Origin of the sequence: Acidaminobacterium chupaoyuni, from assembly GCF_047936785.1 — a bacterium.
Lineage (GTDB): Bacteria > Bacillota > Clostridia > Oscillospirales > Butyricicoccaceae > Acidaminobacterium > Acidaminobacterium chupaoyuni.
This window is the reverse complement of the sequence record NZ_CP176394.1, coordinates 1,382,840-1,408,912: the sequence shown is the minus strand read 5'-3', so window position 1 is coordinate 1,408,912 and position 26,073 is coordinate 1,382,840. Positions and strand designations below refer to the sequence as shown.

Below are 26,073 nucleotides of genomic sequence, written 5' to 3'. Positions count from 1 at the left end.
TTTTATCTTTATAGAAAGAGCCCTGTGCCTTCTTCCAAGGTCAAATCAAGGCCCGTTTCTTCGTGATATTGCCGTGTATCCGCCAAAACAGCGGCGTCTTCACCGATCTCGCTCAGTGCCCCCACACGCCGTAATTCCCTGTAATGTTCCGGATAAACGCTCACGGCATATTTCCCCAGTTTTCGCATCAGTCCGCGATCGGGGCCAAACCGCTGCAGCTGCTGCATCAGCGCTTCATTTTCTTTTTTAGGAATAAAAACTGTAAATTGATGCTGCTCGATCACCAAAAAGCGTTCGCTCACCGTTGCAAAGGGGATCTCGGCGCTGGCGCAAAGCTTTAATATTTCTTTTTCATCCAGCGCCGCGCTGCCTTTCGCCACATAATAAAGCTCATTAAAATAAGCTTTCACCGCCTGCGGTGATGCGATATCCTCATAATTGTGTAAAACGGCTTTTGCCGCGGCAATATTCTGCGCCAGCATTCTGGGCGGTTTTCTTTCGCTTTCAAAAACATAAACCACGCCGCCGATAACGCCCGGTATGCCTTCGCGGTTACAGCGCCCACCCGCCTGAATAATCGAATCAAGCCCCGCCAGTTCGCGATAAACCATGGGGAAATCCACATCCACCCCGGCTTCGATCAGGCTGGTGGAGATCACGCGACAGGGCTTTTTCTCTTTCAGCCGCCTGCGGATCTGTTCCAGCGCCGCTCGCCGATCGGCGGGGCACATGGCGGTTGAAAGATGGAAACGCCCTTCTTGCGGCAGCTGTTCAAACAGTGTTTTGGCTTCATCCCGCCGGTTTACAATGCAAAGCACGCGAGGTGTTTCCGCAAGTCTGCGGGCGAGTTCTTCTTTTGCAAGCCTGCCGAGATTTTCATAGCGCACACGGCGGAACTGCTCATATAATTCTTCGCGCCGCGGGCAAAGTTCGCGGGCGGGCTGATGGGGCAGATTTTCTTCTTCGGCAAAAAGCTTTTCCAGCGCGGGCTGCGTTGCTGTGCAGAGAACGGTCGAACAGCCATAGTTCTTTACCAGTTCCGCGATCGCCGCCACGCAGGGGCGCAAAAGCGAAACCGGCAGCATCTGTGCTTCATCAAAAATCAAAACACTACCGGCCAGATTATGCAGCTTTCGGCATCGTGAAGGTTTGTTGGCAAACAGCGATTCAAAAAACTGTACCGTTGTGGTGAGCACGACAGGCGCATCCCAATTTTCCGCGGCCAGATAGCGGTGATCCCGCGGGCCGCCTTCTTTGTTTTCAGCGTTTTGATATTCCACATCGGCATAATGGGCCACGATGCTGCTTTCGCCGAAAATATTTTCAAAAACGGCCTGTGTCTGCTCGATGATGCTGCAATAAGGAATCACATAGATCACGCGGCGCAAGCCGTTTGCCCGGGCATGGTGCAGCGCAAACGACATCGAAGCAAGGGTCTTGCCGCTGCCCGTGGGCGCGGTAAAATTGAACAGACCCGGCTTTTCCTCCGCTTTTTCAATGGCCGCGCGTAAAATCTCGCTTCTTTTTTCGCCAAGCTCGCCTTTCGGCGCTTTCAGCCATGGTGCTGTGTGGGCAGAAAGCTTTTCCAAATAATTTTCTATCGGCGGGAACCCGCCGCGCCCCACACATCCGTTTTGCATGAACGCTTCGGTATCTAAAAAATCGGCATCGACCAGGCAGGAATACAACATCCGCGTAAAGAAAAAAGCGGTTGGCGTAGATGCCAAAAAACGCCGCGGCAGCTTTGCTTCGGGAACAGCTGCCTCACGATGAAACGCATCATACGGCTCGATTTTGCCGTTTTTCACGCGGTTCAGTTTGCCATGCAGCGTTGGCTCATTCGGCCCGTCTGCCCTTGTCCCCCCATCGGGCAAGCCGCCATGGTGGCCCGCAACACAAAAGGCCGCAATAACATCGCCTTGTTTTGCGGCTTCAGCCGCGCCCGCGGTGGAATGATCCACCTGCTCATTCGATCCCAAGATCCGGCGCTGAAACGCCGCCGAATATTTTCCCGCATCATGAAGCATCCCGCAGCGCCGGCCTTCTTCTTCCGCACCGAATTGGGCCGCGAAACCCGCCGCCAGCCGGGCCGTTCCTTCCAGGTGGGCCAAAACCGTTTGAGTTTGCTGCCCATCTCGGCTGATATGCGCCAAATATTCCACCATCTTCTCCCCTTTCGCGTTTCTGATGGGTTTTCTTCCCTTTTTCGACGATCATAAATTCATTATAACTTCTTAGAAATATCTGTCAATTGATTTCCCGGTTTTTCTTGGCTTTATTTTACAAATTGATCCTATCACCCGTGGTGTCCCATAAAAAGGATTTCATTGTCTTCTGGGGTATTTTCCCTGTATTTTTCAGCAAATTTTTTCTGAATTTTTCTTTCATACGGGCCTTTTCAGAAATTTCGTTCTTATTTTTTAATCTGCGTCCTCAAAGTGATCTCCGTTCTGCCATTTCCGATATATTTTTCTTCTATCTGTGTGTCTTTTCTTTTCTGCATGCCGTTAAAAAAAGAAAAGAATTGACGAACAACCGTCTTTCGGATATGATGAAAAAGCGGCGCTCCCCTTCCACGATTTTTGCCGAAACGGCGGAAATATTTTAATTTGGAGATGCCGATTTTTTATTAAGGAAAGGTTTTTTTATGAAACGCTGGTTTGTTGCCGCCGCCGGTTTTGCGGCTTTGCTGTTTGCGGGCATGGTTTATGCCTGGAGCATCCTTTCGGCGCCGATCGCGCAGGAATTTCCCACCTGGAGCAAGGCACAGCTTTCGATGACTTTCACGGTTGTCATGATCTTTTTCTGTTTGGGCAGCGTGGCCGCCGGCGCGCTGGCGTCACGCATCCATGCGCGCACGATCCTTTTCGTTTCAGCAGCGCTGTTTTTGGCGGGCTTTTTCGGCGCGTCGCGCATCAGCACGCCCGTCGCCCTTTGGCTGAGCTTTGGCGTGATCTGCGGAACAGCCTCCGGGCTGACCTATAACACTGTGCTCGGCACGGTGGGGCGTTGGTTCCCCAACCGTCAAGGCCTGATTTCGGGCATTCTGCTGATGGGTTTTGGGTTCAGCAGTTTTCTGATTGGCAAAGTCTATCAGGCTTTTACCCCCGCTTCCCAAGGCGCGTGGCGGCATTCTTTCTTTGTGCTCGGCGTGGTTACGGCCGCCGTTTTGGCGCTTTGCGCCCCGCTGATCCGCCGCCCCGGCGCTGAAGAAGTTTCCTCCGCCGCCCGCGCTGCCCGCAAAACCTCCGCAGAAGAAATTCCTGCGGGAAAAATGCTCCGCCGCGGCGATTTTTGGTTCTTTTATCTTTGGGCTATCGTGCTCAGCGCAGCAGGTCTGGCGCTTGTCTCGCAGGCGGGCGGCATCGCCCGCGAAATCGGTGCTTCCGTTTCCCCCGCGCAAATTGCCACCACAGTGGGCCTGATCTCCATTGCCAACGGTTTGGGGCGCGTCATTTCCGGCGGGCTTTTCGATCGGCTTGGCCGTCGGTTATCCATGCTGCTGGTATGCTTCTGTTTTCTGCTGACCGGCCTTTTGCTGACCGTTGCCTTGAAAACAGGCAGCTACGCGCTGATGACCGTAGGTTTTATCACAGGCGGTCTGGCCTATGGCGGCGTCAGCCCCACCAATTCTGCTTTCACCGGCGCCTATTATGGTCTTCGGCATTATCCCCTCAATTTTTCCATCGTCAATTCAAACCTGATGATCGCTTCTTTCGGCAGCACTGTTGCCGGCACGCTTTATGATCTTTCGGGAACATACCGCAGCACCTATCTGATGGTCGCGGTTCTTGCGTTGCTGGGGGTGCTCGCTTCCGGCGCGATCACGCTGTGTGACAAAAAACGAAGCCGCACATAGTCTTTTCCTTCTGCGATAAAAGCCGCGGAATGCAGCGCGATTTTGCGCGGTGACATCATTTTCATCGTGCCGGCAACGGATCTTTGCAAATGCCTCCGAAAAGACAAGCAAATTTGACTCGACGCATCATAAAAAGGCCACACGGAAACTTGAAGCTTCCATGTGGCCTTCTTCTTATTTTAGTCCGCATCTTTTCCTGCCATGAGTTTCATGGTGCCCGGCAGATTTCAAAGTTTCACACCAAGCTGTGCGCAAAGGGCGGCATACCTTTCCCTTGAAACGGGAAGCCGCGTTCCGTCGGTCAGTTCCGCTTCAAATTGCCACATTGCCCTTAAAAAATCGGGGTTGACGCAATAACTGCGGTGTATCGCCAAAAAGTGCGGAAACAGTTCTTTATAGACAGCCCCCAATCTTCGATGCAGCCGGATATCCTCTTTTTGGCTATGGATGATCATATATTCATTCGCCGCCGATAGATAGCGCACGGCATCGCGCTGAAGGCGATAAAGGATTCGATCACTGGATAACACGGTTACAGCGCCCCCGTTGATATTCTTGGTAAGATATTCATAAGCTTGTTTGCTGGCTTTGATAGGGAAATCTTCATCGGGCGCGATTGCAGCCATATTGTTGGAAACATGCATATGAGAAACGCGCAGATCTGCCCCTCTTAAACGCCACACAAAGGTCAAGCGCTGCGGCCCATGCAGCAGCATGCTTTCGTTTTTTAAAGTGACGCTGATATTCCCCGTGATAATGCACCAGTCTGCCCCTGTATCTGCAATTTCATAGGTCTGGGCAGAAACCATGCAGGGCATCATATGGCTTGAGGCAAGTTGAAGGCCTTCCAGCACAGCGCTTTTTCCCATATAGAATTGCCCTGCCGCGCCGCCGATCCAGCTTGCGTTTTCATCCAGCGCCGCTTTTACCGGCGCGAGATCCAGCGCATACCAATGCTCCATGATCTGCTGCGTGAGGTTAAGCGCCCGTTTCTGCATTTCCGTTTTCAAACCGATTCCCCCTTTCTCTGCAAAGCATTTCCCTTCTTTTTTCAATATACGCTGTCTGCTGATTCTTTGCAAGAATTCATTCAAAAGCCATGCAAAAAAGCCTGTTAAGATGATGCCATTCTATCAAAATATCCATAGAATGAATTGCATGCAGTCATTGGATCTATTGCGTGCGCTGATAAAACAGAACATCCTTCGGATTTTTCCATCTTTTCCACTGTTTTCGCGCAGAGTAAAAGCCCACCCGCAAGAGATGCTGTCTTTTGCGGGCGGGCTTTCTCACTTATTGCTCCATTATCCTGTTTGGAGCAAAACAGATGTTATGTCGTCTGCCCTTTAACAACACGATAACCGTCAGCAATTGGCTGCATAATATATCCGTTTGCAAGGTAACTTGTGGGATTGCTGGAGAATGTGCCGCCGCTGATGGAGAGCTTGCTGCTTTCATCTTTGCTGATTGTTCCGGTGAAGCTGCCGTTTGTAACCATGAGCCCTGCACCGCTTGCGTTTTGGCTGTCTTTCACTTCGCATTTGATGACAGGGGCATCCGTAATACTGAATGTGCCGCCATTGATGATGGCGTTGCAATTGTTGCGGTTAAGCACAACATCGCCGCTTGTATTGGTGAAGTTACCACCGTTGATGACCAGTTCCGCATCCGCATCACCGTTTTTAATGGTGTGCGCGCCTTCAGCTGTGAAAGTGCCTCCATCGATGATCAAGCTTGCGTTTGCCGCGTCACTGCTGGTATCATGCTGGCTCTTGCCGTTACAGATCGGCGTTGCGCTGTTGGTATCCGCCACGATAACCCCATCCTTGATGGTCATTGTTCCATGGTTATGAATTGCATACCATGTTTGCCCTTGGCTGTTTGCACTATGGGTGAAAAGGCCTCCGTTAAGAATTGCGGTGGCGCCGCTTGCATTATAGAATGCATCCAGCCAGTAATTATTATTTGTGACCTTGCCTCCGCTGACGCTGTCATTCACCGTCAGATTGCCGTTATTGACAAGGGTAGCTTTGGTATGATCTTCTGCCGTGGGCTGATTTGCAAGCATTTGGCTTTGCAGCACATGACCTTTAAGATCAAGTGTGACTGTGGTATTGGCCGGAACAAGAACAGTTCCGGTTTCGTCTGCCGCCAGATTTACATTGACATTGGCACCGTTTGCCAGATATTTCAGCGCGCCGGTATCGGAGAATGTGCCGCCGGTGATGGAGACGATGGCGGCGTTTGCGGCAGCCTCTTCCTTTAAAACTTCGCCCGTGATATTTGTCGAGTTGCCTTTGATATTCAGTTTTGCAAGTCGTGTCGCCGCGTCCATCCCGTAAATATAGACTGCTTTATAGCCACTTGTTGCTGTAATCACGGAGTTTTCCAGTATGCATGTTGCAGGATACTGGTAGGCAGAGCTTCGGTTGCCCACGACTACGGCTGCCATCGGCACCTCGTCACCAGAGCCCCAGGTTCCGCTCCAATATTTATCTTTTCCCGCTGCATACTGAGCGGTAAGATTGATCGTGCTGTTCTGAATGGTAGCGGTGCCGCCGCGCACCAAAACACCCTGACGGGTTCCGTTTACGGTGCAGCCGAACATATTCAGTGTTCCGGGCACATTGATCATAACCGGGCTGCTGTCAAATTTGTCGGATGCGTCATCCTTATTGTAACCGTATGTGCTGGTGAATGTTGATCCCGTCAGCGTTATCACGATATTGTAATTCTCGACCTTCGCCGCGTTCGTGGCGACCGCATAGACACCGCATTTGATCTCCGAATTCGTAACGGTGACACTGGCGGCGTCGCCGCTGGGATATAGCGCCGAGCCGGTCGTATCGAAAATCACATTCTCCAGCGTAATCGAGCTGTTGGTCTGAATATTAAAATTAGACAGCGTTCCGTCGGTAATGCCCTTGGATTCGATGCTGCCGTTCTGTATGGTAAGCGATTTGCCGCCGGAAATGACCACGGAAGCGGTATTGGACATTGTCAGTTTGTGTGTTCCGAGATCAATCGTCAAACTGCTGACGGTTGGCGCGGTCAAAGTTTCCGTGACATCTTTCAGCAGCGTGACCGTCTGACCGTTGCCTGCGGCAGCAATGGCATTCGCCAATGTATCATATTTTGCTGTTCCGACAGCAGCTTCCGCGTTGGACGCTTCTGCGCCCACATTGGCAGATACCACTGTTTTGTTGTCGCTGGCATCGCTGACCTGCATATAAACCGTTGCGTATAATGCGGTCACATCATTGATTGTCAAAGTTGCTTCCGTATCTTTAGTAAGCGAGGGGGCCACAGGCGATAACCAACTGCCTTTTGTTTCGCCGATCTGATAGACATAGCTACCCGCTTCGTTGGATTTGAACACGATGGTAACCACGCCGCCTTCAAGTTTCGAAGAAACAATCGTCACCACCGGCGGAACGATATCCTTGGTGCCGGAGGCCTTGGCGGTGTTGAAGGTGGATGTTGCCTTGGCCAGGGTATCAAGAGCTGAAATATAATCGTTCTGCACAGTTGCCGTTTTATCCTTCGCCGTTTTTATCGCGGCATTGTATGTGTCCAAAACTGCTGTCGTAACCCATGTCTCACTGGGAAGCTTGTCTTCGCCGTTGGCCGAGATCACTACCGATGCCGCATTGATTTCAGCGGCGTTGACGGCGGCGTCCAGAGCCGTGCGGTCAAGGGCCGCGCCCTTCTGAATGGCCTTGATATAGGTGTTCATCGCGGCCTTGAGATCAGTGATGGCGGCGGTGAGTGTGGCTGCATCGTTGGAGCTTTCTTTGCCCTGTGCAGTCGCGATGGCGGCTGAATAGGCAGAATTCACATCGCCTGTAACCCAGTCGCTGCCAGGCTGCACGGACACAGCGTCTGTACCGGTGCCAACCTCGGCTGTGCCTGCGCTTTGAACCAAAGCCTTAAGTGCAGCTTGCAGTGTGACGACGCTATCATCCGTGCCGGTCTTTTTCGCTGCAACATACGCGGCGTTGGCGGCGCGCAGCGCTGCTTCGGCGTCGGCGACAGCCTGCGTATTTGCAATAGCATTGTTTGCAACGGTTGTCGCCGCAGTCACCGCGTCAGCCAGCGCGGTTCGCTCGGAAGTCGTCACAAACACGATGCCTTTCGCGACAGCTGCCGCTGTGATGCCATCATTCTTTTCGGTTACACCCTTCTGGATTTCCCCTGCCTTAGCGATGAGGGTGTTCAGCGCGGTCTTGTCAACCGTGACAGTGTCGGTCGGGGTAGAAGCCGTACTTCTGGTGACATAGTTTGTGATGGTGACGCTGATGGTCTTGCCGATCTGAGCGTCGGTCAGCGTAAAGGTCTTTGAGGTACCGATTGGAGTATCGCTGTCATTGACGCTCCAAACATAGCTCAGCGTGCCGGTTGCGTCGGCGTTGGCGACGGCGGTCAGGGTCTGGCCCACATAGGGCGTGCCCTGAATAGTTGCAGCGGCTACAGCCACGGCGGCGGGGATGGTGCCTGTGACCGCCTCGCTGGCCAGAGCGGTGCTTGTCGCTTTCACGCGGACTTCGTAGGTGCCTGCGGCAACATCATTAACAGAGGTATCGGCAATAGCTTTCCAATCACCCGTGCTGCTTTTGTATTCCATTGCAGCCGTAACGCCGGTGATGGTGCCGTTGCCGCCTGCGGCGGTCGGGGCGTTAAATTTGACGGTGGTCGGCGTCGCGGCCTTGGTCTTTACTTCGGTCACACCGACATCGGAAGCTGTGACATTAGCGTTTGCGTCAGTCTTGGTGACGGTCGATACCGTGACGGAAGCGCCGATTGCCTTGGTGATATTAGTCGTACCTGCTGCCGCAACATCGATGGAGCTGATTTTGCCGGTGCCGGCAACTTCCAGACTGCCGTTTGCAACAACGGTATTCACATTTGCGGTATCGCCAAGTGTCAGCATACTGCCTGCTGTGGTGGAAACGGTGCCGACAGGGGCATTCAGTGTAACATTACCGGTGGCGGCAACCGTGCTGATGGTTGCCGTTGCAGGCGCTTCGATCGATCCGCCGTTCATTTCCACGGTATTGATAGTCACCGCGGAACCAGCAGCGACAACAACTGCTGCGCTGTTGCTGGCCATTGTAGCGACCGAACCTTTGCCGGAAACGGCCAGTGTAGTGGCATTTGTCGTAGTCAGTGTGCCGACCACGGCTTCGACAGCCAGCGTGGGTTTATTGGATGTGACTTCGACGGTCGCGACCTGTCCGCTGACGGTGACGGGATTGTTGTTTGCAACGGTCACTTTCACGCCGTCGGCGGAGCTGTCGATAACGGGTTTAACAGTATTGATTGCCGGCGCGACGGTGAGTTGCGCTCCATCCGCCGTGACCTTAATGTCAGAGGTATTTCCGCGCACAGCGACAGCATCGCTGGTGGCGACAACCACGGGCGCGGGGTTCGTCTGCGTATCATTCAGCGCGCCGGGGCCGGTAAAGAGGATGTTGCCACTGATGGCAGCGGTGTTATTGAAGGTGCTGCCGGACACTGCCTGGATATTCACCGAGCCGTTGACCTTGACGCCGTTGTTGACGGTCGCCTTCGGCGCGTTTATAGTCAGCGAGGCCACGGAGCCGCTGCCGGTAATGTCGATTTTCGTCGCGTTGGGCGCGGTGACGGTCAGATTGCCCAGGCTGGCCTTGCCGAGATTCAGGGTCAGGGTCGTTGCCGAGGCGTTGATCGTAACATTATCATTCACGGTAAGATCGTTTTTATCGCTGATCGTGGCTGTTACGCTATCAGCAGAGGCCTGAGCCGCCTGGATGAAATCAGCAGCCGTCGATACGGTTTTATCGCTGCTGGTCGTGCCGCCGCTTTCACCGCCGGCGGAAGGTTTGGTCACAGGCGTGCCGGTGGCCAGCAGAAGGGCCAGACGATGGATCACAGCCGCCACCTGCGCGCGGGTGGAAAACGCTGTGGGGCCAAAAGTGCCATCGCCGTTGCCGTTGATCAGCCCGTAAGACCGGCAGAGGGTAACGGCTTCTTTTGCATAATCTGCAACAGAATCAGCATCTGTGAAAGCCGCAGAAGAACCGGTGGCTTTGAAAGTCACCTTGTTTTTGGCGGTGTAATAGGCAATATACCGCATCATCAGTGCAGCCATTTCCTGACGGCTTACAGAATGATCGGGCGCGAACTTATTATCACCCACACCATTGACAATGCCATTTTCGGAAGCCCACTTTACTTCGCCGGCATACCATGCGCCGGCAGCCACATCATTAAAGGGGCTTACATTGTCACCAACAGAAGCGCCATCCAGACGAGCAAGCACCGTCACAAACATTGCGCGCGTCATGTTGGCATCCGGTGAAAAAGCGTTTTCACTCATACCGTTAAAATATCCATGATCTACAACATAGTTCACATCGTCGTGATACCATGCTTTTGCCGGGATATCGCCGAATTTGTCTGCGCCCGCCGCAAAAGCTGTGGGCATCAATGAAGATAACATGCAGACAGTCAGCAACACTGACAGGAATCGGCCGGTTCTTCGTTTCATTTTCTTCTTCCTCCAATTATAAGCATTTTGAATGTCTATGGCACATTGGTTTTCCGGATACATACCCCCTTAAAGAAAAAGCCATGTCTTTGCCGCAGCAAAACCATGGTGGAAATCAGTCGTCTGTCTATTGATAGCGGCATCAGAAGTTGCCGGCAGCTGGCTGACTTCACAAAAAGCCCCTTTAGCTTTGCGTCGCTGCCTTACGGCAGGTTTGCTCAATATATCTTTGCATACAGGCGTTTTCTTGAAAGGAAAACACTTCCATACGCTTTTTTATATCATATACTGGAATTTTTTGTTTTTCAATAGATTGTCAGCCAAATGTAAGAACAAATCAGTGAAGGTCGAATTTTGTAAAACTCCATATTTCATGGTAAGTTTTTGCCTTTTCTTATGACCGATCTGTTTTTCTTTTACCGAAATATTGCGTTTCATTAAACTGGCGCCCCGTTTTCCCGCCGCGGCTTTTGATGGGCCCTTCTTCATTTTCAGCCCGGATAAAATATCGTTTGGAAGCGAATGTATCTTTTTTAAAACAGTTCTTTCACGCTTTGCTTTCTGCCAAGCCAAAGGATGCCCGCCAAAAGGAGCGACATCACCGCAAAAACCAAAGGCCGCGGCGCGATCCATTTGCAAAGAACGCCGCCCGAAAGATTCCCCACGGCCGAAAAGCCCATGGCAAGCGCCTGCACAGCGCATAAAACTTTGCCTCTGATCTCGTTCGGCGCGGTGATGATCACAGCCGAGCGCTGCACACTGTTAAAAACAGATTGATTGGCATAGGCAACGCAAAACAGCGCCGCCGCAGGCAAAAAGGTGTTTGGCAGCGTGGAAGCCGCAATGCATAAAACGAATACTGTCTGGCACCAAAAATATATGTTGTATCGCTTGTTTTCGGGGATGTTGCGCACCGTCAGAAGCAGCGTTCCGATCACGACGCCTGCGCTGCGAAAAGTGCCCAAAAGGCCATAATATTCTGTGCCGAAAGATAACATCCACGGAACCAAAGCCACCCTTAAAATGCCAAAAGCAAAATTGATGCAAAACGCAAGCAGCAGATTCAGGCGGATGCCGCCGTTGACCAAAATATAGCGAACCCCTTCCATGGCATCACGCCAGAAGGGCTTCTTTTCTCTTTGCATGGGCGCAGGGTCTTTTTGAATAAACCCTTCGGTGAAGGCCGAAAACAAAAAGGTCAGCCCATTGATCAAAAAGAGCATAGGCGCACCCAGCAGCATATAGAATGTTCCCGCAATGCCCTGCCCAATCATATCAATGCCATATTCCACCGCATTATAAACAGAGTTTGCCCGAACATAATTTTCTTTTTTTGTAATCGACAGCATCATCGCATTGACGGATGGATTGAAAACGCCCGAGATGGCGCCGCTGACGGCGCTGTGAAACACCAGGCCCCAAACGGCAAAAGAACTGCCCGTCAAGGCCATTGCCGCAACGATCAGCATGCTTGCCCCGCAAACGATATCGCAAACGACGATCAGGTTTCTTCTTGAAAATCGATCTGCGATCACACCCGCAAACGGGAAAGCCGCCAGCCGGGCAATATTCGCGGCGGAATATACAATGCTCATGATCATGGCAGAACCCGTCAGATCATAGGCCCAAAGGCTGGCAACCACGCTATATAAAGTGCTGCCCAGGCAGGAAACCGCCTGCCCCTGCATCAGCAAAAAATAATCTTTGCTCCACATCAGAAATTTTCCTTTTTAAACTTTGTTTTCAGCTTTCCCGCTGTTTCAAACAGACAGTGACCGAATTTTTCAAGAAAATTATACCATACAAATATTGTATCTTCCAGATGAGGATCACCCAAATTTTTGAATTCATTTTTCGATTCAGCGGTGGGATGCAAAAAAGATGGCGGCACAAAAATGCCGCCATCTTTTTTATATTTCAGCTTTATCGGAACCGAAAATATAGATTTTTCAGTTTTTCTTTTTTGATCTGCGAGCGTGATACAGAATATACAGCCCGATAAGCGCGGCGATCGAAACGCCGAGGATGGCATACATCGTGCCGATTTCCACTTTATCTCCGAAAAAATACAGATTGCAATCGATGGAATCTTTGATGCTTTCCACCACCTGCAATGGAACACCCTGGGCCGCCATTTCACGATATGCGCCGGATAACGCATGGTTGCGCAGAAGCGAAGTGCCATAGGTGCCGGGCAAAAAAGTCAGAACTCTTTGCAGACCTTCGCCAAAGTTTGAAATCGGCATATAAGCGCCGCAGATGAAGCCATAGCCCGCGCTGATGATGGTTCCCACCGCCGAACTTTGCCCCGCTGTTGAAAGCGGCGCGTTGACCAGCGAAGAAAGTGATGTTCCGAACAGCACCAGCAGCACGACATCCAGCAAAGTGAGCAGAACATCGCCGGCCGACAGATACCACCCCACCACGGCCAGATATCCAAAGCAAACGGCAAGCGCCGTCAGGCAGATGATCAGTGTTGCGATGGCGGTGGAAAAGAAATAACTCAAGGCCAGCGTTCCGCTTTGAATCGGGGCCATGGTAAGATCGCTCTTCACCCCCGTGATTTTATCCTGCACCATCATCAGGTTGGAACAGAACGCCACCGTCACGCAGCTGACCGCCAAAATGGAGGAAATCAACTGGCCGCCCACTACGGCGCTGATCAGGGCGCTATCTATTTGAAACCCTTTCGGCATAGAAGAAGTAAAGGCATCATGATAAATGTTTCCAAGAAAAGTCACATATAAAACCAGCAGGATGACCGGCGTAATAAGAGAAGTAAAAAACATCCCCTTATCTTTGAAAAACACCTTGCAGTTTCGCTTGATCAACGCCCGAAGTTCCATTATTTCGCACCTCCAACCAGTGTTTTTCCGGTAACGGCAAGAAAAACATCATCCATTTTCCCCTTCGTCACCTCAAAATCGGTGAATAATTCGGGTTTTTCGGTGATAAGCTGGGTGGCTTTGGAAATGTTGGGGATGCGAATGCGGTATGCGTCGCGAATGGCTGCATAAGGCAGCCCAAATGCTTTCACGCTTTCTTCGCTTACGCCATAAACCGTAAGAAAATCTTGCGTATAAGCGTTTTTAAGCTGCAAGGGAGTTCCCTCTGCGGCGATTTTGCCGCTGTCGAGGATGACCACATAATCGGCATCTGCCGCTTCTTCCATATAGTGCGTTGTGAGAAAAACCGTCATTTTTTCTTTTCTGCGCAATTCGTTGACCACATTCCAAAGCAGCTTTCTTGTCTGCGGATCAAGCCCTGTGGTGGGTTCATCCAGAATAAGGATCTTCGGCCGATGCAGCAAAGCGCGGGCAATATCGATTCTGCGCCGCTGCCCGCCCGAAAGCTTGCCCACTGTGCGTTTCTGAAGGTCTTCAAAATCCAGCAGTTTGGCAAGCTCTAAAAACCTTTTTTCAAATTCATCGCCGGTGATTTTATAAAGCGCGGCGCGGCTTTGCAGGTTTTCGCGAACAGTCAAAACGCCATCCAGCACGGAATTTTGAAAAACCACGCCCAGATCTTTTTTAATGCAGCCCATGCTTTCATTGATGCTTCGGCCGCCGATCTGCACGCTCCCCGCGTCTTTTTGCAGCTGACCGCATAAAATAGAAATCGTTGTGCTTTTTCCGGCGCCGTTGACGCCCAAAAAAGCGAACAGTTCCCCCTCTTTTACGCGAAAGCTTAAATCCTGCACAGCCTTGACATCGCCAAAACTCTTGAATAAATGTTCAATCTCGATGATATTTTTCACATGCACCGCCCTCTCCCGATTCCTTCTTTCTGCAATGCGTCATCCATAGCCCGGCAAATCAAACGACTTTTCGCCGCCGATATCCGAGCGTTTTTCATCGCACATTGCCATTTTTCTTCACCGATAAACAACGGCCGATGATTTATTTAGCTGCCGCAGATTTTTCCGGCCGCCGGATGCTCATTTATCACTATGATAACATCCCGCTCTGCATCTGGCTACCGTTATTTCAAAATGTCATCGGGCGGGTGCTGCCGCGGCAAACCTAAAATCAAGAGCAGGCCGCAAACAGCCATGACCCTTCGCGGAAAAGCCTCTGTTTTCCCAAAATGCGGCTCACGGCCCATGCCGGAGCTTCTTTCATGCCTGTGGTTTTTATTTTTAAATCATTTTCATAATCTTTTTGTTTTCAAGCGCTCTGATGAATCGGCATGCCGCCGAAATATCCTCTTTTGCCATTTTGATCTGTTTGCCGGTTTGCTGATATTCGGAGATTTTTTCATTGACCGCATCATCGGTGGTGACCAGAAAGCCGTCGATCAATGCGTCGGGCATCACGAAGCGCTTGCTGTCAAGAGCAAACTTCACCGTGATCATCAGGGGATCCTGCTCAACGATGGTCCCGGCCCCAAACATCTTGTGTTTCACCGCCACACCGATGATATCGTTTTCACGCATTGCGTTCTGACAGGCGTTCATGGCGGCGATCTCTTGTTCATCCAGGCTGATCCTTTTTCGGCATTTTTCGATCTTCTTCTCCAACAAAAGTTCATCGGCGCTTTTTTTCTTGATCTGGGTTGTTTTTGCAGACATAGTTCCCTCCATAAACAAGCTGCGCATGGAGAGGATTTCCACTCCATGCGCAGGGTCGTGATCAGTTCAAATAATCGCCCACAGGCGCGCTGTTATATTGCTTGATGACCTTCACAATGATAGATCCATCCGGCTGCGTTGTTTCCTCGATGATTTTATACTTCATGTGGTTGTGATCCATCGTCTTTTTGTATTGCTCAACTTCCTGCTCACATTGCTTGACTGCCCAATCGTGTGCGACTTCTTCTTTCAGCATGAAATGAAGAGTCTGACAGATACAGGCTGCTTTGACGCGTTTCATACAACTGTATCCTCCTTTATTTTCTGCGTGATACGCTCTTTTTTCCATTATTCTGTATCACTCTACTAAATAGTTTAATCATTTTTTGTGCATCTTTCAAAGGCGATTTTGACCAAATTTTATTCTTTCTGATATGGAAAGAATGCGCATTAAATGCCTGTTTTCGGCGTTTTTCAGCCGTTTTAGCAAGTTTAAAGGCGTTGCTCGCCTCAGGAATTTCACAGAAAAAAGCGTTGTTCGGCATCACCCGCTGTTTGACGATCGGCAAAAAATATGCCCAGCGCCCGCACCGTTTTGCCGGTGCAGGCGTTGGGCACATCATTTTTTAAGATAGTCGCGGGAAGCTTTTCAGCCGCGGACGCTATTTTGCTTTGAGAAAATACATTTCTCCGAGATTCTCTTCGGCTTTTTATTTCGCCCGTTTTTTGGCGATCAGCGCGGCGCCGATGGCGCCGGCATACAGCCCATCGGGATGGATCAGGATCTCACGATGGATCTTTTCGCCCAATGTTCGGGCAAAAAACCGGTTGCGCGACAGCCCTCCGGTGAGGATCACCCGCTGTGAGATCTCGCGCCGGGCGCACATGCCCGCCACCTTGGTGGCCACCGAATCCACAATGCCGGCGGCAATATCTTCGCGGTTTCTGCCCGCGCCGATAAAACCGATAACTTCCGATTCGGCAAAAACCGTGCAGAGAGAACTGATGGGCAGCACTTTTCCCTGTTCCGCCAAAGCGAACAGATCTTCAAGCTCCACATTCAGGCGGTTGGCCATGACCTCAATAAATTTTCCCGTGCCTGCGGCGCACTTATCGTTCATCAGAAAATCGGCCACCGCGCCGTTTTCCATGCAGACGACCTTGGTATCCTGCCCGCCCACATCGATCACCGTGCAATCGCCGCCGGCGAGATAGACCCCGCCCCTGCCGTGGCAGGTGATCTCTGTGATCACATCATCGGCATATTCCACTGCCTGCCGGCCATAGCCGGTGGAAGCCACGCGCACAGCGTCTTTATCCGCCACATGCACGCCCGCCCGTTCAAGCCGTGTTTCAATATCCCGCGCGATCTCGCGGCTGCTCCAGCCCGTAGGCAAAACGAAACAGCGGTGTTCTTTTTCCCCCAGCACCGCAACTTTTGCGGCGGTGGAGCCAATATCAATTCCAATATATTCCATTAAATATACCGATCCCTATGTGCATTAAATTCCTGCTCAATGCTCTCGACCGATTTATAGGTGCAGGTGTGGCCCGCCAGATATTCCCTCACTTTGCCGATCTCTTCTTCGCTGACCAGCAGAGAAACGCCGCAGCACACGGTGATTGCACGGGGCGTTGGGGAAATAGCCGTGCGGATGCCGGCCGCACGGAGTTCACCGTGCAGCCGCACCGCCTGTTCATGCGATTCGAATAAGATGTAATAATTGACCATGTTTTAGCGGCGGATCATTTCGAGGAAAGCCTCAACACGGGTGCGGAGCTGTTCGGCATCGTTATCGGTATAATCTGTTTCCAGGCCGAGAACGGGGATGTTTTCTTCTTTCAGGCGGCGTTCCACAAAATAATGCTCGGTGTCATACAGGCCGCAGAACTTGAGATGCAGGTCGATAACGCCATCCACATGATATTCTTTTGCCAAACGCACAACATCATCCATGCGGCCCGGGTTGGGTGTAAAGCAGGCGCAGTTGATGTTGCCCAGATAACGCTCGGTAAGGGCATCGACCGCTTCATCCATGGTCTTGTTGTCTTCTTTGACTTCATGAGCAAAATAGCGGGTGCCTGTGCAGTTTTCTTCGCATACGATGATGCCGCCGGAAGATTCGATGATGTTATGCATCTTCCAGTTGGGCACAGCCAGCGGTGTGCCGGTGATCAGGATGCGAGGCGCCTTTTTGGGGGCCACGGAAACGCCGTTCTTCACGCGTTCTTCCATTTCATCACAAAGTTTGTTGACCATCTGTGTCAAACGGGCAGGGTCATCAAAGAAAGCGATCTGCATGATCAGCAGCACATCGCGGCCGCTGATGGGCACGCACTCGTTTTTGCGGCAATCATACAAACGGGCCAGCGCGCGGCGTTTTTCGTTGATCAGTTTAATGGCTTCGTTCAGTTTTTCCAGTGTCACTTCGTTGCCGGTGAATTCTTCCACTTTCTTCATGAAGATGCGGATCTCGTCAGACCATGCTTCCATATCCTGCGGGCGCTTCTGATGAGGCAGGTTCATGATATGCATGGGCACATCTTCGCCCAAAATCTCATAGGCCTTCTTCTTGCCGTCGCAGGTGGTTTCGCCCACATACATATCGGCAATGCGGAAGAACGGGCAGGTTTTGCCCAGGCGCGCGCCCATAGAAGCTTTGATCAGCGGGCAGGTGTTGGCGGGCAGCACCTTTTCGCCATCGGGAACCCAGAACTGAGAACCGCCGCAAAGACCGGTGACAATGCCGTTGGCGGCGATCACCACTTCATCGGGCACAAAGACACAAAAAGTGCCGAAAACCTTGCGGCCTTTTTTCTGTTCCTGAATCAGTTCTGCCGGGCGCAGGCCGTGGATATCCGCCGCCACTGTGTTGAAATAATCCATGCCCTCGGGGCGGTTTTTCTGTGTTAAAAACACATCGCCGAATGCGCCGGGAAGCGCCTGACACAACAGGTCATGCGTATCCAGATCCATGCCGAGGTCGCCCCACATTGTATGATTCTTATCTGCCATAACTGTTTCCTCTTTCCTTATTTTTATTTATCTGTGATTGACCGAATGGCCAGTAAACACGCATCCACTTCCTGCGGCGTATTTTCGGGGCCGAAGGAAAAACGCACCGTCCCCTGTGGGAAAGTTCCAAGCGTTTTATGCGCCCGGGGCGCGCAGTGCAGCCCTACGCGGGTCATCACGCCCGCCTGCTGCTCTAAATCAAACGCCACCATGGCGTTATCCAGCGGAGAAAAATCAACGGAAACCACGCCCAGCCGCTGGTTTTGACGGGCAAGGTCGGAAATCCCCGCGATTTTTGCGCCCGGAATCTCATGAATGCCGTTCAAAAACCGCGCTGTCAGTTCCATTTCGCGCTGATAGGCCGTGTTGATTCCCTCTTCTTCCAAAACGCGAAGCGCCTGACCCAGCCCGATAATGGCGGGCAAAGGCAGGGTTCCGCTTTCAAAGCGATCAGGCAGGAATTCGGGCTGTTCTTCGGAATCCGAACGGGAACCCGTGCCGCCCTCTGTTATAGGCGCCAGCTCTTTCGCCAAGGCTTCCTTTATCACAAAGCCACCCACGCCCTGTGGGCCGCGAAGCCCTTTATGGCCGGGGAATGCCAAAAAATCGATCTTCATCGCCTGCATGTCAATGGGATAAATCCCCGCGGTCTGCGCCGCATCCACGGCAAACCATATGCCCCGGCCGCGGCAAAGCGCGCCGATTTCTGCAATGGGCAACAGTGTGCCGCAAACATTGGAAGCATGGATGCAAACCACCGCCCGAGTGTTCTCTTGAAACGCTTCGGCAATTCGGTTGGGATCCAGCGTTCCATCCCGCTCACATTGCGCCACGGTCACTTCCACGCCGTTTTGTTCCAGCGTATGCAGCGGGCGCATCACCGCGTTATGTTCCATCGAGGAGGCAATCACATGATCGCCGGGCCGCAAAATGCCCCGCAAAAATTGATTCAGGGCAAAGGTAACGCCGGAGGTAAAGCATACAGCGCTATCCCCCGGCGCATTGAAGAGACGCTTGATCCGGCTGCGCACATCAAGAACTCTGGCGGAAAGCTCATAAGCATTCTCATATCCGCCTCTTCCGATATTGAATGCCCCACAATCCAGCAGCTCTTTCACCGCGTCACCGACGCCCCGCGCTTTTGGAAAAGAAGTGGCCGCGTTATCAAAATAAATCGTATCCATTGGTTTCGCTCATTTCCATAATATTCATATCCCCAAGATTCCACTAAATGATATGCTCCTGTCTATTCTTTGTCAACCGTCGCCCGCCATTTCAAATAATGCGCCGTTTTATTATAGAAATTATCTATAATTCGACATGATTTTTCATATACAGCGTTTCTGTTTAAAAGAAGATTCCTGTTTCTTTTTTGAAGAAATTTAAAAAACCGCAAACCCCTTTTCAAGAAAGGCTTGCGGAAATTCAGCGCTGTTCTTATGTTATAAAGATCCATTAAAAACTATGCACAACGGAAAGATGAGATGCCGGCAGAGATTTGCCAAAAATGTTTAACTTCGCCGCTTGTGTGGCAGGCGAAAAAGCCCGCCGCGGCAGCTAACTCTGCCAATAGAGAAATCTCCTGCTCCAAAGCGAGCGCAATAACAATCCTTAGCATGATGCCCGACAAGTAACCGTTTCCCATATAAAAAGCCGCCTGCATTTCTACAGGCAGCCTAAAGTTACACATCATTATTCTCAACAGAGTGTTTTTTCTTATTTCTGTTGTGATTTTGGTTTTCTCTGGTGATAGGGGTCTGGCCGTTGGCTTTTTCCTCACGCACCCCTTTGGGATCGGGCTGGCTATCTTTCGGCATGCTTTTGCCTCCTTATCACTTAGTGTTTGGCCCGAGGGCTTCTTTTTTCGTGTTATGCTGCCGATTGGGGTTTTGATTTTTCAGAGCGTCTTGACCGATCGCTTTCTTCGTTTCTTCTGAGCGGATTTCTTTTTTAGACATCAAAATCTCCTCCTACATGATGTGATCTTCAAGCTTTGAATCGACAACCTGATACCCCATTTTTCCCAACTGCTTTAAAATTTGATCGCTTTGTACACCGGTCGTATCAAAATCTACGGCGATCTTTTCCGTGCTGTCATTTACGCTCACTGACAACACGCCGGGAATTATGCCCAGCGCATGCTTTAATTCTTTACTGTCATGCTTGCCGTTCACATGATCCACCGTGCAATATAAACTGGCTTTTGACAATGAAATCACCTCGGTTTTAGTATGCGCAAAAAGATCAGCCTTATAATTTTCATACCTTATTTAATTAAATCACTGCAAATCAGATCATGAAATTTGGGAAGGCAAATCATCCCCGAAATTACACTCGTTGTGGTGATTTCAATCCGCGCTCCCGTGTAGGGAGCGACGGTATCTATTGTTGCTCGTTGGGTAAAGGCAATTATTTCAATCCACGCTCCCGTGTAGGGAGCGACTGAGTATGTCCGGCGATGGCTGCCGTACATTTGAATTTCAATCCACTCTCCCGTGTAGGGAGCGACTGCTTTTTGTTGCTGGCTTAATTTATGTGACACGATTTCAATCCACGCTCCCGTATAGGGAGCGACGCGGAATCGAAGGCCAAAAGACTGAACCTTTTGACATTTCAATCCACGCTCCCGTATAGGGAGCGACGGGTATCAACCTTTACACCGCCGTTTGCGGTCTTCTGATTTCAATCCACGCTCCCGTATAGGGAGCGACACGGTTGAGGCTGCAAGGTGTTGATTCCCGCTGATTTCAATCCACGCTCCCGTGTAGGGAGCGACACGCCGCAAAAACTTTTATAGCCTTGATAAAATCATTTCAATCCACGCTCCCGTATAGGGAGCGACGCCGCGGCCATTGAATCCGGCGTAAGCAAGTACTGATTTCAATCCACGCTCCCGTATAGGGAGCGACCGTTGATGCAGCCCATACAGGAGCAGTCTCCACAGATTTCAATCCACGCTCCCGTATAGGGAGCGACTATCTGCAGCTGATCCAATCGCGCGGGCAAAACCATTTCAATCCACGCTCCCGTATAGGGAGCGACAGCTGGAAGTGAACAACCAATACAGCTATCTTTTTATTTCAATCCACGCTCCCGTATAGGGAGCGACGATGATTTCCGCGTCCTGCCGCCAGGTACTCGGAATTTCAATCCACGCTCCCGTATAGGGAGCGACCACCCAGGAACAAATCAACACTATGATGGCTACCATTTCAATCCACGCTCCCGTGTAGGGAGCGACAGATCGAGCGCTATTGCCGCATAATCGACAATATATTTCAATCCACGCTCCCGTGTAGGGAGCGACGGAACCGAGGCGGCGTCTTCCCGGTTGAGGGCTCATTTCAATCCACGCTCCCGTGTAGGGAGCGACAATATAAAGACACCAAGACGGTCTACACGGTAATATTTCAATCCACGCTCCCGTGTAGGGAGCGACTGCCGGCTATCCAATCGGCGGCGTAGACACCCCGATTTCAATCCACGCTCCCGTGTAGGGAGCGACCATTTGAGATTATGCCGGGGTTTGAAAAACTTATGATTTCAATCCACGCTCCCGTGTAGGGAGCGACTATTCATGCATACGCTTGAACCCTCTCAGGCCCAAATTTCAATCCACGCTCCCGTGTAGGGAGCGACGTTTTGAAGCGCGCCTATACCAGCATGGCGTTTTAATTTCAATCCACGCTCCCGTGTAGGGAGCGACTACTTGACTTTTTCTCGGCTTTTGCCGACAAATCATTTCAATCCACGCTCCCGTGTAGGGAGCGACGGCGCTGGCCATCTGCCGCAAAAAAATACAGGCGATTTCAATCCACGCTCCCGTGTAGGGAGCGACTCAGCATCAGGGGATCAGGGAATTCATTGGCAAAATTTCAATCCACGCTCCCGTGTAGGGAGCGACTGGCGGCGGATATTAACCGCACCTATCGCCGGGCGATTTCAATCCACGCTCCCGTGTAGGGAGCGACTGGAGCTGATGGGCGATAGCCTGGGGATGTTTGAATTTCAATCCACGCTCCCGTGTAGGGAGCGACCGGGCAAATCCGCGTCTCGATAAGTCAGCGTCAAATTTCAATCCACGCTCCCGTGTAGGGAGCGACGCCTTATCACGATGTATGACAGATCCGATGCCTCGATTTCAATCCACGCTCCCGTGTAGGGAGCGACCTGTGCCCGTCAACGCTCGCATGGAGGATTATGCAATTTCAATCCACGCTCCCGTGTAGGGAGCGACTTAAGCTGGTATCACCAATCAATTCCCGTTCACTGATTTCAATCCACGCTCCCGTGTAGGGAGCGACCGTGTTGTTGATGCGCTGCCGCGCATGCCCAGCAAGGATTTCAATCCACGCTCCCGTGTAGGGAGCGACGCCGCTCCATCCCGCCGCTGTCAGCGCGGCCGAATATTTCAATCCACGCTCCCGTGTAGGGAGCGACTGCAAGAACGCATAAATATATCTACAGTTATTGATATGTTTTTGTGCATTATAGCACAAAAAGCGAATGTGTTCAATATTTTCTCCGTGATTGTAAAAAATTCATCCTTATTTTCAAGTGCGAAACTTCAAGCAATCCTATGTACGTTTTTGTTTCGCACTATATTATTTTGTAAAATTCACTTTTACACTAATTGATATTCATCACATGTCAACCCCGGAAGTTCGTCTGCCATCACCATATAATCATCAAAGGATTTTGGATTCGGGCTGTTGCAAACGATTTTCAGGCTTCGATGCACCTTTGCAGAAGGATATTTCCCGCTGGCGCAAGGATGCTTCCACCAATAAACGCGGCAAACTTCCATGCTGCCCTCCGGTCTGGCGCTGGATGCATCATTATCAAAAAGAGTTTTCAGCGCTTCCAGTACTTTTTCTGCATCCTCTTCGCTAAAGCCGGTTCCTTCTGCCAGCTGACAGTTAATACTGCCGCAGAAACTATACAGCCCAAAACGGATTCGATGTTTACTGCCCATCGTATCTGCGCTTTTCTTCTCACCCGGTTCACTGTTTACACTTTTGGTGATTTGCAGGCTTTCAATCTCCACAACCTCATGGCTGATTGCAGGATGAATCGTGACGGGGCCTCTTACTCCTACAGATACCCCGTCTTTCTTCTCACTGCCGGATTTAAATGCAAACACCTGCCCGAATGTACGAACATCGATCCATTGTTTGCAGGCCGCCTTTGCATATTGCTTTTTATCTTTTCCGGCATTACGCAAAGCCTCATTCCCTTCGGCTCGTTTACTAAGGCTGTCAAATCCGTCGTTGCTGCGTTCTTCCATCTGCACAAAGACGGATTCTCCCATATCTTGAAGCCGGTTTCTGATTTTGCGTTTAAGGCAAACATCACTCACTTCACCCATTCCGTCAAGCGTTTCACGGGGACGGTTGCCATTGAGCGGGTCACCGTTAGGGTTAGCGTTTTTCACGGAAAAAACTACTGCAAAATCGATTTTATTCTTCAATTCACTCATTTTTCTTCTCCTTTTAACTTCTTAAGTTTAATAAGCTGAGCGGAATAACCAAGTAGGTAAGTGGGGTTCAACGGCTCATCTGTCATATCTGCGGATGCAATATGATTTGTCGCCTTCACAAGGTCATCAATAATTTCTTTTTTTGATGAAAAGCATTTCGCGATATACGGCTGAACTTTATCATCCAGTATCTTTAATGTTTTCGCGGGCCTTCTGCTGTATGCATTTTTTAATCGCATGGCATTGGTAGGCCGGTCCTCGTTCGCTTCCTCCAGCAGGTTGGCTTCAATATATTGATAATATGCCAGTACACGCCCAAAAAGGTAAGATCTTTCCATGTTTTCATTTTCCAATGCCATCTTGTATTTGACTCCTTTATCTATATAATATTTCCGTATCATCGCACAGGCTACACACAGCGTTTTGGTGTATTCGCAAAGATCCATCTCATTTAGTATCGTTGGAGTGCTTGCTCTATGGGCCGCACTTTCCATCAGATTTCTTGGCATTTTTTGTCCATCCAGAATGCATGCCATAATCTGCCGCATGGCTGATTTTTTCAGCTTATCGGGACAATTCTGGCCATAAGCCGCAAACAGAAGATCTTTCGGTGAAGGGGTTCCATATACGCCCAAGCTTTTCCCTTTTTCGTTTTTTTTGATGTAATCAAGCCGCCATGCGCAGCCAAGATACCATTTCCCCAGCATCTTTAAATATTCTTCGCCGGATATTTCTTCATAATACATGATCGACATTCTTCCGGATGTGGCGGCATCAAGGCCCATGGTTACCATGCCTGCTTTGCTTTTGATTTTCTGATAATACCCTGCCATCAATTTATTAAGTTTTCGAACATATTCCGTGTAAACATAGGGCACATCATCTTCGGAACCGAAGCTGGCTTCCATTAGGCTGGGGCCGTCGCTTTGAATATCAACCGGCTGTTCGTTTTTGGTTCCCCAAGTCACATAAACCTGGTCTCCGTTTCGAAAACCTTGTTTTGCAATCAGCCATTTAAGCGCATTATGAGCCTTTTGGGTTGTTTCGTAACCGATTTGCACCACCTGCGATGCATCTGTAAACCGCCCGCGATAGGTGAAGCCGCTGGTGTCATTTGAAGAAATAAGTTTTGCTCTGTCGCCGTTCCCGCGTATTTTCCCCGGGCTTACATCTGAGCACGGCAGACAGACCCCCTGAACATAGCAAATATCCTCACGGCTATCTCTATGGGAATAATATTCGATAAAATCTTCCCAAAGCCGCGGATCGTTCCAAAGCTGCGGTTGTGCCTTTTCAGCGGAAATCACATCGATACGAATAAACCCATCCAATGCATCGTTCAGTATGCTGCCCGCATTAAAGATTCCACATTTTTCGCCATATTTTTTGCTATCCCATTTTCGGATGATGTTTCCATTTTCATCTATCGGAAATATTTTTTCACCGAAAAGATCGGAAATCAGCGTGTCTTTCTCAAGATATTTCAATATGGCGCAGGCACGGCTGTTTGAATAGGGCGATCCGCACCAGGCTCGAAGATCTTTCATATATTTCTCATGAAAGCCTTTTCCTTTTTCACCGCCAAACGCCGTATAATCCCCGGCCATATATTGAATCTTATCGAAAAGCGGGTGATTTTCGGGGTTGCTTCCGGTTCGGGATTGAGATTTTTCCGTGCATGGTATGATGGTGATACTGTCTGTCTTGCTCTCTATGACTCTTGCTGTTCCGGGCAAGAAATTTCCGTCTGTATCGATGCACAGTTCAACATGCGCATTTTGTGTGGTATGAGCAATGGGCATTAGTATCGGTGAATCTTCAGTTTCTATTTTTCCTACCAGCGGAAGGCAATATTGATAAGTATCATAAAGCTTCTCTATCCAACTCATGTTCTTCCACCCTCATCGATATACAGCGCATCACAAGGTGAAAAATTCTGCTCCGGAAGAAAACCGCACATTTCTGCCGGCCGCAATTCTCTTATGATTTTGCATTGTTCGCTTCTTATAAAATCGATCACTCCGTTTTTCATAACAGGACGCCAAAGCCGAACCTGCATCGTGTTTTTTCCTGTTTCATCCGGGTACTTGATCCCATGCACCATCATGCCAAACGCAATCTCGCCCGATTCATCATAATATCCTGTATTTTCATTGAAATCACAAGGTTCAACATAGGCCTGACATTCTCGTGTGCCGAGGAACACATCTCTCCTTCCGCCTTTTTCGATCATCCGCTTTGCAATGAAGAAATGCTTGTTTTCATTGCGGTCTTGCTTCAGTTCGGGTCTTTGTTCATTCCATATAAAATGGGCCTGAACATGATATTCCACATCCTGCAAATAGGTATACATTGCCAGTGTATTTCCACCCCCATATATAATCGGCCGCACACTTTGCGATCGTGTTTGGATGCGTTTCATAACGCGTACTCTGTCGATCACCCAGATAAAAGTTGGTTTCCAGTAACAGCTTTCAAGCATCCCTTTGATTGCCTGATAAGTCGGGACGGGATAAGAGCATTTTTCCCCGCCCATCTTCGTCAGCGGGTCTGTAAAAAGCGCCATTTTCCCACTGATTTTTAGAGAAACCGCATTTTGAAATTCCATGATCTCACCTCT

22 protein-coding genes, 1 CRISPR repeat array and 1 riboswitch are annotated in these 26,073 nt (G+C 50.4%); of the genes, 1 reads left to right on the top strand and 21 read right to left on the bottom strand.

Annotated elements, in window-relative coordinates:
* Positions 1-8: 8 nt before the first annotated feature.
* Positions 9-2,165 (bottom strand): CRISPR-associated helicase Cas3', encoded by a 2,157-nt coding sequence (gene cas3, locus ACJA3I_RS06660; RefSeq protein ID WP_458861828.1) that lies wholly within the window; start codon positions 2,163-2,165, stop codon positions 9-11.
* A 482-nt stretch (positions 2,166-2,647) separates the two neighbouring features.
* Between cas3 and ACJA3I_RS06655 the strand changes: the two genes are divergently transcribed.
* A complete protein-coding gene (locus ACJA3I_RS06655) occupies positions 2,648-3,859 on the top strand; it encodes an MFS transporter (protein WP_458861827.1) in 1,212 nt (403 codons plus the stop codon).
* Between the two features lie 227 nt (positions 3,860-4,086).
* Here ACJA3I_RS06655 and ACJA3I_RS06650 read toward each other — a convergent pair whose 3' ends face one another.
* The 20 genes from ACJA3I_RS06650 to cas5c form a co-directional block, all read right to left on the bottom strand.
* Positions 4,087-4,869 (bottom strand): LytTR family transcriptional regulator, encoded by a 783-nt coding sequence (locus ACJA3I_RS06650; protein ID WP_458861826.1) that lies wholly within the window; start codon positions 4,867-4,869, stop codon positions 4,087-4,089.
* A 320-nt stretch (positions 4,870-5,189) separates the two neighbouring features.
* Positions 5,190-10,388 carry an S-layer homology domain-containing protein gene (locus ACJA3I_RS06645; protein ID WP_458861825.1) on the bottom strand — a complete coding sequence of 1,733 codons (5,199 nt, stop codon included), beginning with the start codon at positions 10,386-10,388 and terminating at the stop codon, positions 5,190-5,192.
* 151 nt (positions 10,389-10,539) lie between these two features.
* A riboswitch (cyclic di-GMP riboswitch) is annotated at positions 10,540-10,617 on the bottom strand.
* 47 nt (positions 10,618-10,664) lie between these two features.
* Positions 10,665-10,961, bottom strand: coding sequence for a hypothetical protein (locus tag ACJA3I_RS06640; RefSeq protein ID WP_458861824.1), 297 nt, complete (start codon positions 10,959-10,961; stop codon positions 10,665-10,667).
* Entirely contained in the window at positions 10,922-12,103 is a 1,182-nt protein-coding gene (locus ACJA3I_RS06635; RefSeq protein WP_458861823.1) for an MFS transporter, read from the bottom strand. Before ACJA3I_RS06635 ends, ACJA3I_RS06640 begins: the two co-directional genes overlap by 40 nt.
* A gap of 234 nt (positions 12,104-12,337) precedes the next feature.
* Positions 12,338-13,234, bottom strand: a complete 897-nt coding sequence (locus ACJA3I_RS06630; RefSeq protein ID WP_458861822.1) for an ABC transporter permease — start codon at positions 13,232-13,234, stop codon at positions 12,338-12,340.
* Positions 13,234-14,145, bottom strand: a complete 912-nt coding sequence (locus tag ACJA3I_RS06625) for an ABC transporter ATP-binding protein (RefSeq protein ID WP_458861821.1) — start codon at positions 14,143-14,145, stop codon at positions 13,234-13,236. Before ACJA3I_RS06625 ends, ACJA3I_RS06630 begins: the two co-directional genes overlap by 1 nt.
* A gap of 381 nt (positions 14,146-14,526) precedes the next feature.
* Complete coding sequence (locus tag ACJA3I_RS06620) at positions 14,527-14,958, bottom strand: hypothetical protein (RefSeq protein ID WP_458861820.1); 432 nt, start codon at positions 14,956-14,958, stop codon at positions 14,527-14,529.
* Between the two features lie 61 nt (positions 14,959-15,019).
* Complete coding sequence (locus tag ACJA3I_RS06615) at positions 15,020-15,259, bottom strand: hypothetical protein (protein ID WP_458861819.1); 240 nt, start codon at positions 15,257-15,259, stop codon at positions 15,020-15,022.
* Positions 15,260-15,275: 16 nt separating this feature from the next.
* On the bottom strand, positions 15,276-15,527 hold the full coding sequence (locus ACJA3I_RS06610; protein WP_458861818.1) for a hypothetical protein: 252 nt from the start codon (positions 15,525-15,527) through the stop codon (positions 15,276-15,278).
* A gap of 141 nt (positions 15,528-15,668) precedes the next feature.
* Complete coding sequence (locus ACJA3I_RS06605; protein ID WP_458861817.1) at positions 15,669-16,436, bottom strand: acyl-CoA dehydratase activase; 768 nt, start codon at positions 16,434-16,436, stop codon at positions 15,669-15,671.
* A complete protein-coding gene (locus ACJA3I_RS06600; RefSeq protein ID WP_458861816.1) occupies positions 16,436-16,690 on the bottom strand; it encodes a DUF3343 domain-containing protein in 255 nt (84 codons plus the stop codon). Before ACJA3I_RS06600 ends, ACJA3I_RS06605 begins: the two co-directional genes overlap by 1 nt.
* Before the next feature lie 3 nt (positions 16,691-16,693).
* On the bottom strand, positions 16,694-17,974 hold the full coding sequence (locus ACJA3I_RS06595; RefSeq protein ID WP_458861815.1) for a double-cubane-cluster-containing anaerobic reductase: 1,281 nt from the start codon (positions 17,972-17,974) through the stop codon (positions 16,694-16,696).
* 23 nt (positions 17,975-17,997) lie between these two features.
* A complete protein-coding gene (locus ACJA3I_RS06590) occupies positions 17,998-19,158 on the bottom strand; it encodes an aminotransferase class V-fold PLP-dependent enzyme (protein WP_458861814.1) in 1,161 nt (386 codons plus the stop codon).
* 278 nt (positions 19,159-19,436) lie between these two features.
* Complete coding sequence (locus ACJA3I_RS06585) at positions 19,437-19,619, bottom strand: hypothetical protein (RefSeq protein WP_458861813.1); 183 nt, start codon at positions 19,617-19,619, stop codon at positions 19,437-19,439.
* A 37-nt stretch (positions 19,620-19,656) separates the two neighbouring features.
* Positions 19,657-19,791 carry a hypothetical protein gene (locus tag ACJA3I_RS06580; protein ID WP_458861812.1) on the bottom strand — a complete coding sequence of 45 codons (135 nt, stop codon included), beginning with the start codon at positions 19,789-19,791 and terminating at the stop codon, positions 19,657-19,659.
* Between the two features lie 15 nt (positions 19,792-19,806).
* Positions 19,807-19,932, bottom strand: a complete 126-nt coding sequence (locus tag ACJA3I_RS06575; RefSeq protein ID WP_458861811.1) for a hypothetical protein — start codon at positions 19,930-19,932, stop codon at positions 19,807-19,809.
* A gap of 12 nt (positions 19,933-19,944) precedes the next feature.
* The gene (locus ACJA3I_RS06570; protein WP_458861810.1) at positions 19,945-20,148 is read right to left on the bottom strand and encodes a heavy metal-associated domain protein; all 204 of its coding nucleotides are present in this window, start codon (positions 20,146-20,148) and stop codon (positions 19,945-19,947) included.
* A gap of 171 nt (positions 20,149-20,319) precedes the next feature.
* Positions 20,320-22,414: direct repeats of the CRISPR family, unit length 32 nt; unit sequence ATTTCAATCCACGCTCCCGTGTAGGGAGCGAC.
* Between the two features lie 184 nt (positions 22,415-22,598).
* Complete coding sequence (gene cas7c, locus ACJA3I_RS06565; RefSeq protein WP_458861809.1) at positions 22,599-23,453, bottom strand: type I-C CRISPR-associated protein Cas7/Csd2; 855 nt, start codon at positions 23,451-23,453, stop codon at positions 22,599-22,601.
* The gene (gene cas8c / locus ACJA3I_RS06560; protein ID WP_458861808.1) at positions 23,450-25,342 is read right to left on the bottom strand and encodes a type I-C CRISPR-associated protein Cas8c/Csd1; all 1,893 of its coding nucleotides are present in this window, start codon (positions 25,340-25,342) and stop codon (positions 23,450-23,452) included. The genes cas7c and cas8c overlap by 4 nt, the downstream gene beginning before the upstream one ends.
* Entirely contained in the window at positions 25,339-26,061 is a 723-nt protein-coding gene (cas5c, locus tag ACJA3I_RS06555; RefSeq protein WP_458861807.1) for a type I-C CRISPR-associated protein Cas5c, read from the bottom strand. Before cas5c ends, cas8c begins: the two co-directional genes overlap by 4 nt.
* Positions 26,062-26,073: the final 12 nt, after the last annotated feature.

What these genes read in the sequence shown, in the direction of transcription:
- ACJA3I_RS06620 (WP_458861820.1), bottom strand. Translation starts at nt 14,958, where the DNA reads ATGTCTGCAAAAACAACCCAGATCAAGAAAAAAAGCGCCGATGAACTT.
- cas8c (WP_458861808.1), bottom strand. Translation starts at nt 25,342, where the DNA reads ATGAGTTGGATAGAGAAGCTTTATGATACTTATCAATATTGCCTTCCG.
- ACJA3I_RS06575 (WP_458861811.1), bottom strand. Translation starts at nt 19,932, where the DNA reads ATGTCTAAAAAAGAAATCCGCTCAGAAGAAACGAAGAAAGCGATCGGT.
- ACJA3I_RS06585 (WP_458861813.1), bottom strand. Translation starts at nt 19,619, where the DNA reads ATGGGAAACGGTTACTTGTCGGGCATCATGCTAAGGATTGTTATTGCG.
- ACJA3I_RS06595 (WP_458861815.1), bottom strand. Translation starts at nt 17,974, where the DNA reads ATGGCAGATAAGAATCATACAATGTGGGGCGACCTCGGCATGGATCTG.
- ACJA3I_RS06645 (WP_458861825.1), bottom strand. Translation starts at nt 10,388, where the DNA reads ATGAAACGAAGAACCGGCCGATTCCTGTCAGTGTTGCTGACTGTCTGC.
- ACJA3I_RS06590 (WP_458861814.1), bottom strand. Translation starts at nt 19,158, where the DNA reads ATGGATACGATTTATTTTGATAACGCGGCCACTTCTTTTCCAAAAGCG.
- ACJA3I_RS06615 (WP_458861819.1), bottom strand. Translation starts at nt 15,259, where the DNA reads ATGAAACGCGTCAAAGCAGCCTGTATCTGTCAGACTCTTCATTTCATG.
- ACJA3I_RS06600 (WP_458861816.1), bottom strand. Translation starts at nt 16,690, where the DNA reads ATGGTCAATTATTACATCTTATTCGAATCGCATGAACAGGCGGTGCGG.
- ACJA3I_RS06580 (WP_458861812.1), bottom strand. Translation starts at nt 19,791, where the DNA reads ATGCCGAAAGATAGCCAGCCCGATCCCAAAGGGGTGCGTGAGGAAAAA.
- cas3 (WP_458861828.1), bottom strand. Translation starts at nt 2,165, where the DNA reads ATGGTGGAATATTTGGCGCATATCAGCCGAGATGGGCAGCAAACTCAA.
- cas7c (WP_458861809.1), bottom strand. Translation starts at nt 23,453, where the DNA reads ATGAGTGAATTGAAGAATAAAATCGATTTTGCAGTAGTTTTTTCCGTG.
- ACJA3I_RS06630 (WP_458861822.1), bottom strand. Translation starts at nt 13,234, where the DNA reads ATGGAACTTCGGGCGTTGATCAAGCGAAACTGCAAGGTGTTTTTCAAA.
- cas5c (WP_458861807.1), bottom strand. Translation starts at nt 26,061, where the DNA reads ATGGAATTTCAAAATGCGGTTTCTCTAAAAATCAGTGGGAAAATGGCG.
- ACJA3I_RS06635 (WP_458861823.1), bottom strand. Translation starts at nt 12,103, where the DNA reads ATGTGGAGCAAAGATTATTTTTTGCTGATGCAGGGGCAGGCGGTTTCC.
- ACJA3I_RS06605 (WP_458861817.1), bottom strand. Translation starts at nt 16,436, where the DNA reads ATGGAATATATTGGAATTGATATTGGCTCCACCGCCGCAAAAGTTGCG.
- ACJA3I_RS06655 (WP_458861827.1), top strand. Translation starts at nt 2,648, where the DNA reads ATGAAACGCTGGTTTGTTGCCGCCGCCGGTTTTGCGGCTTTGCTGTTT.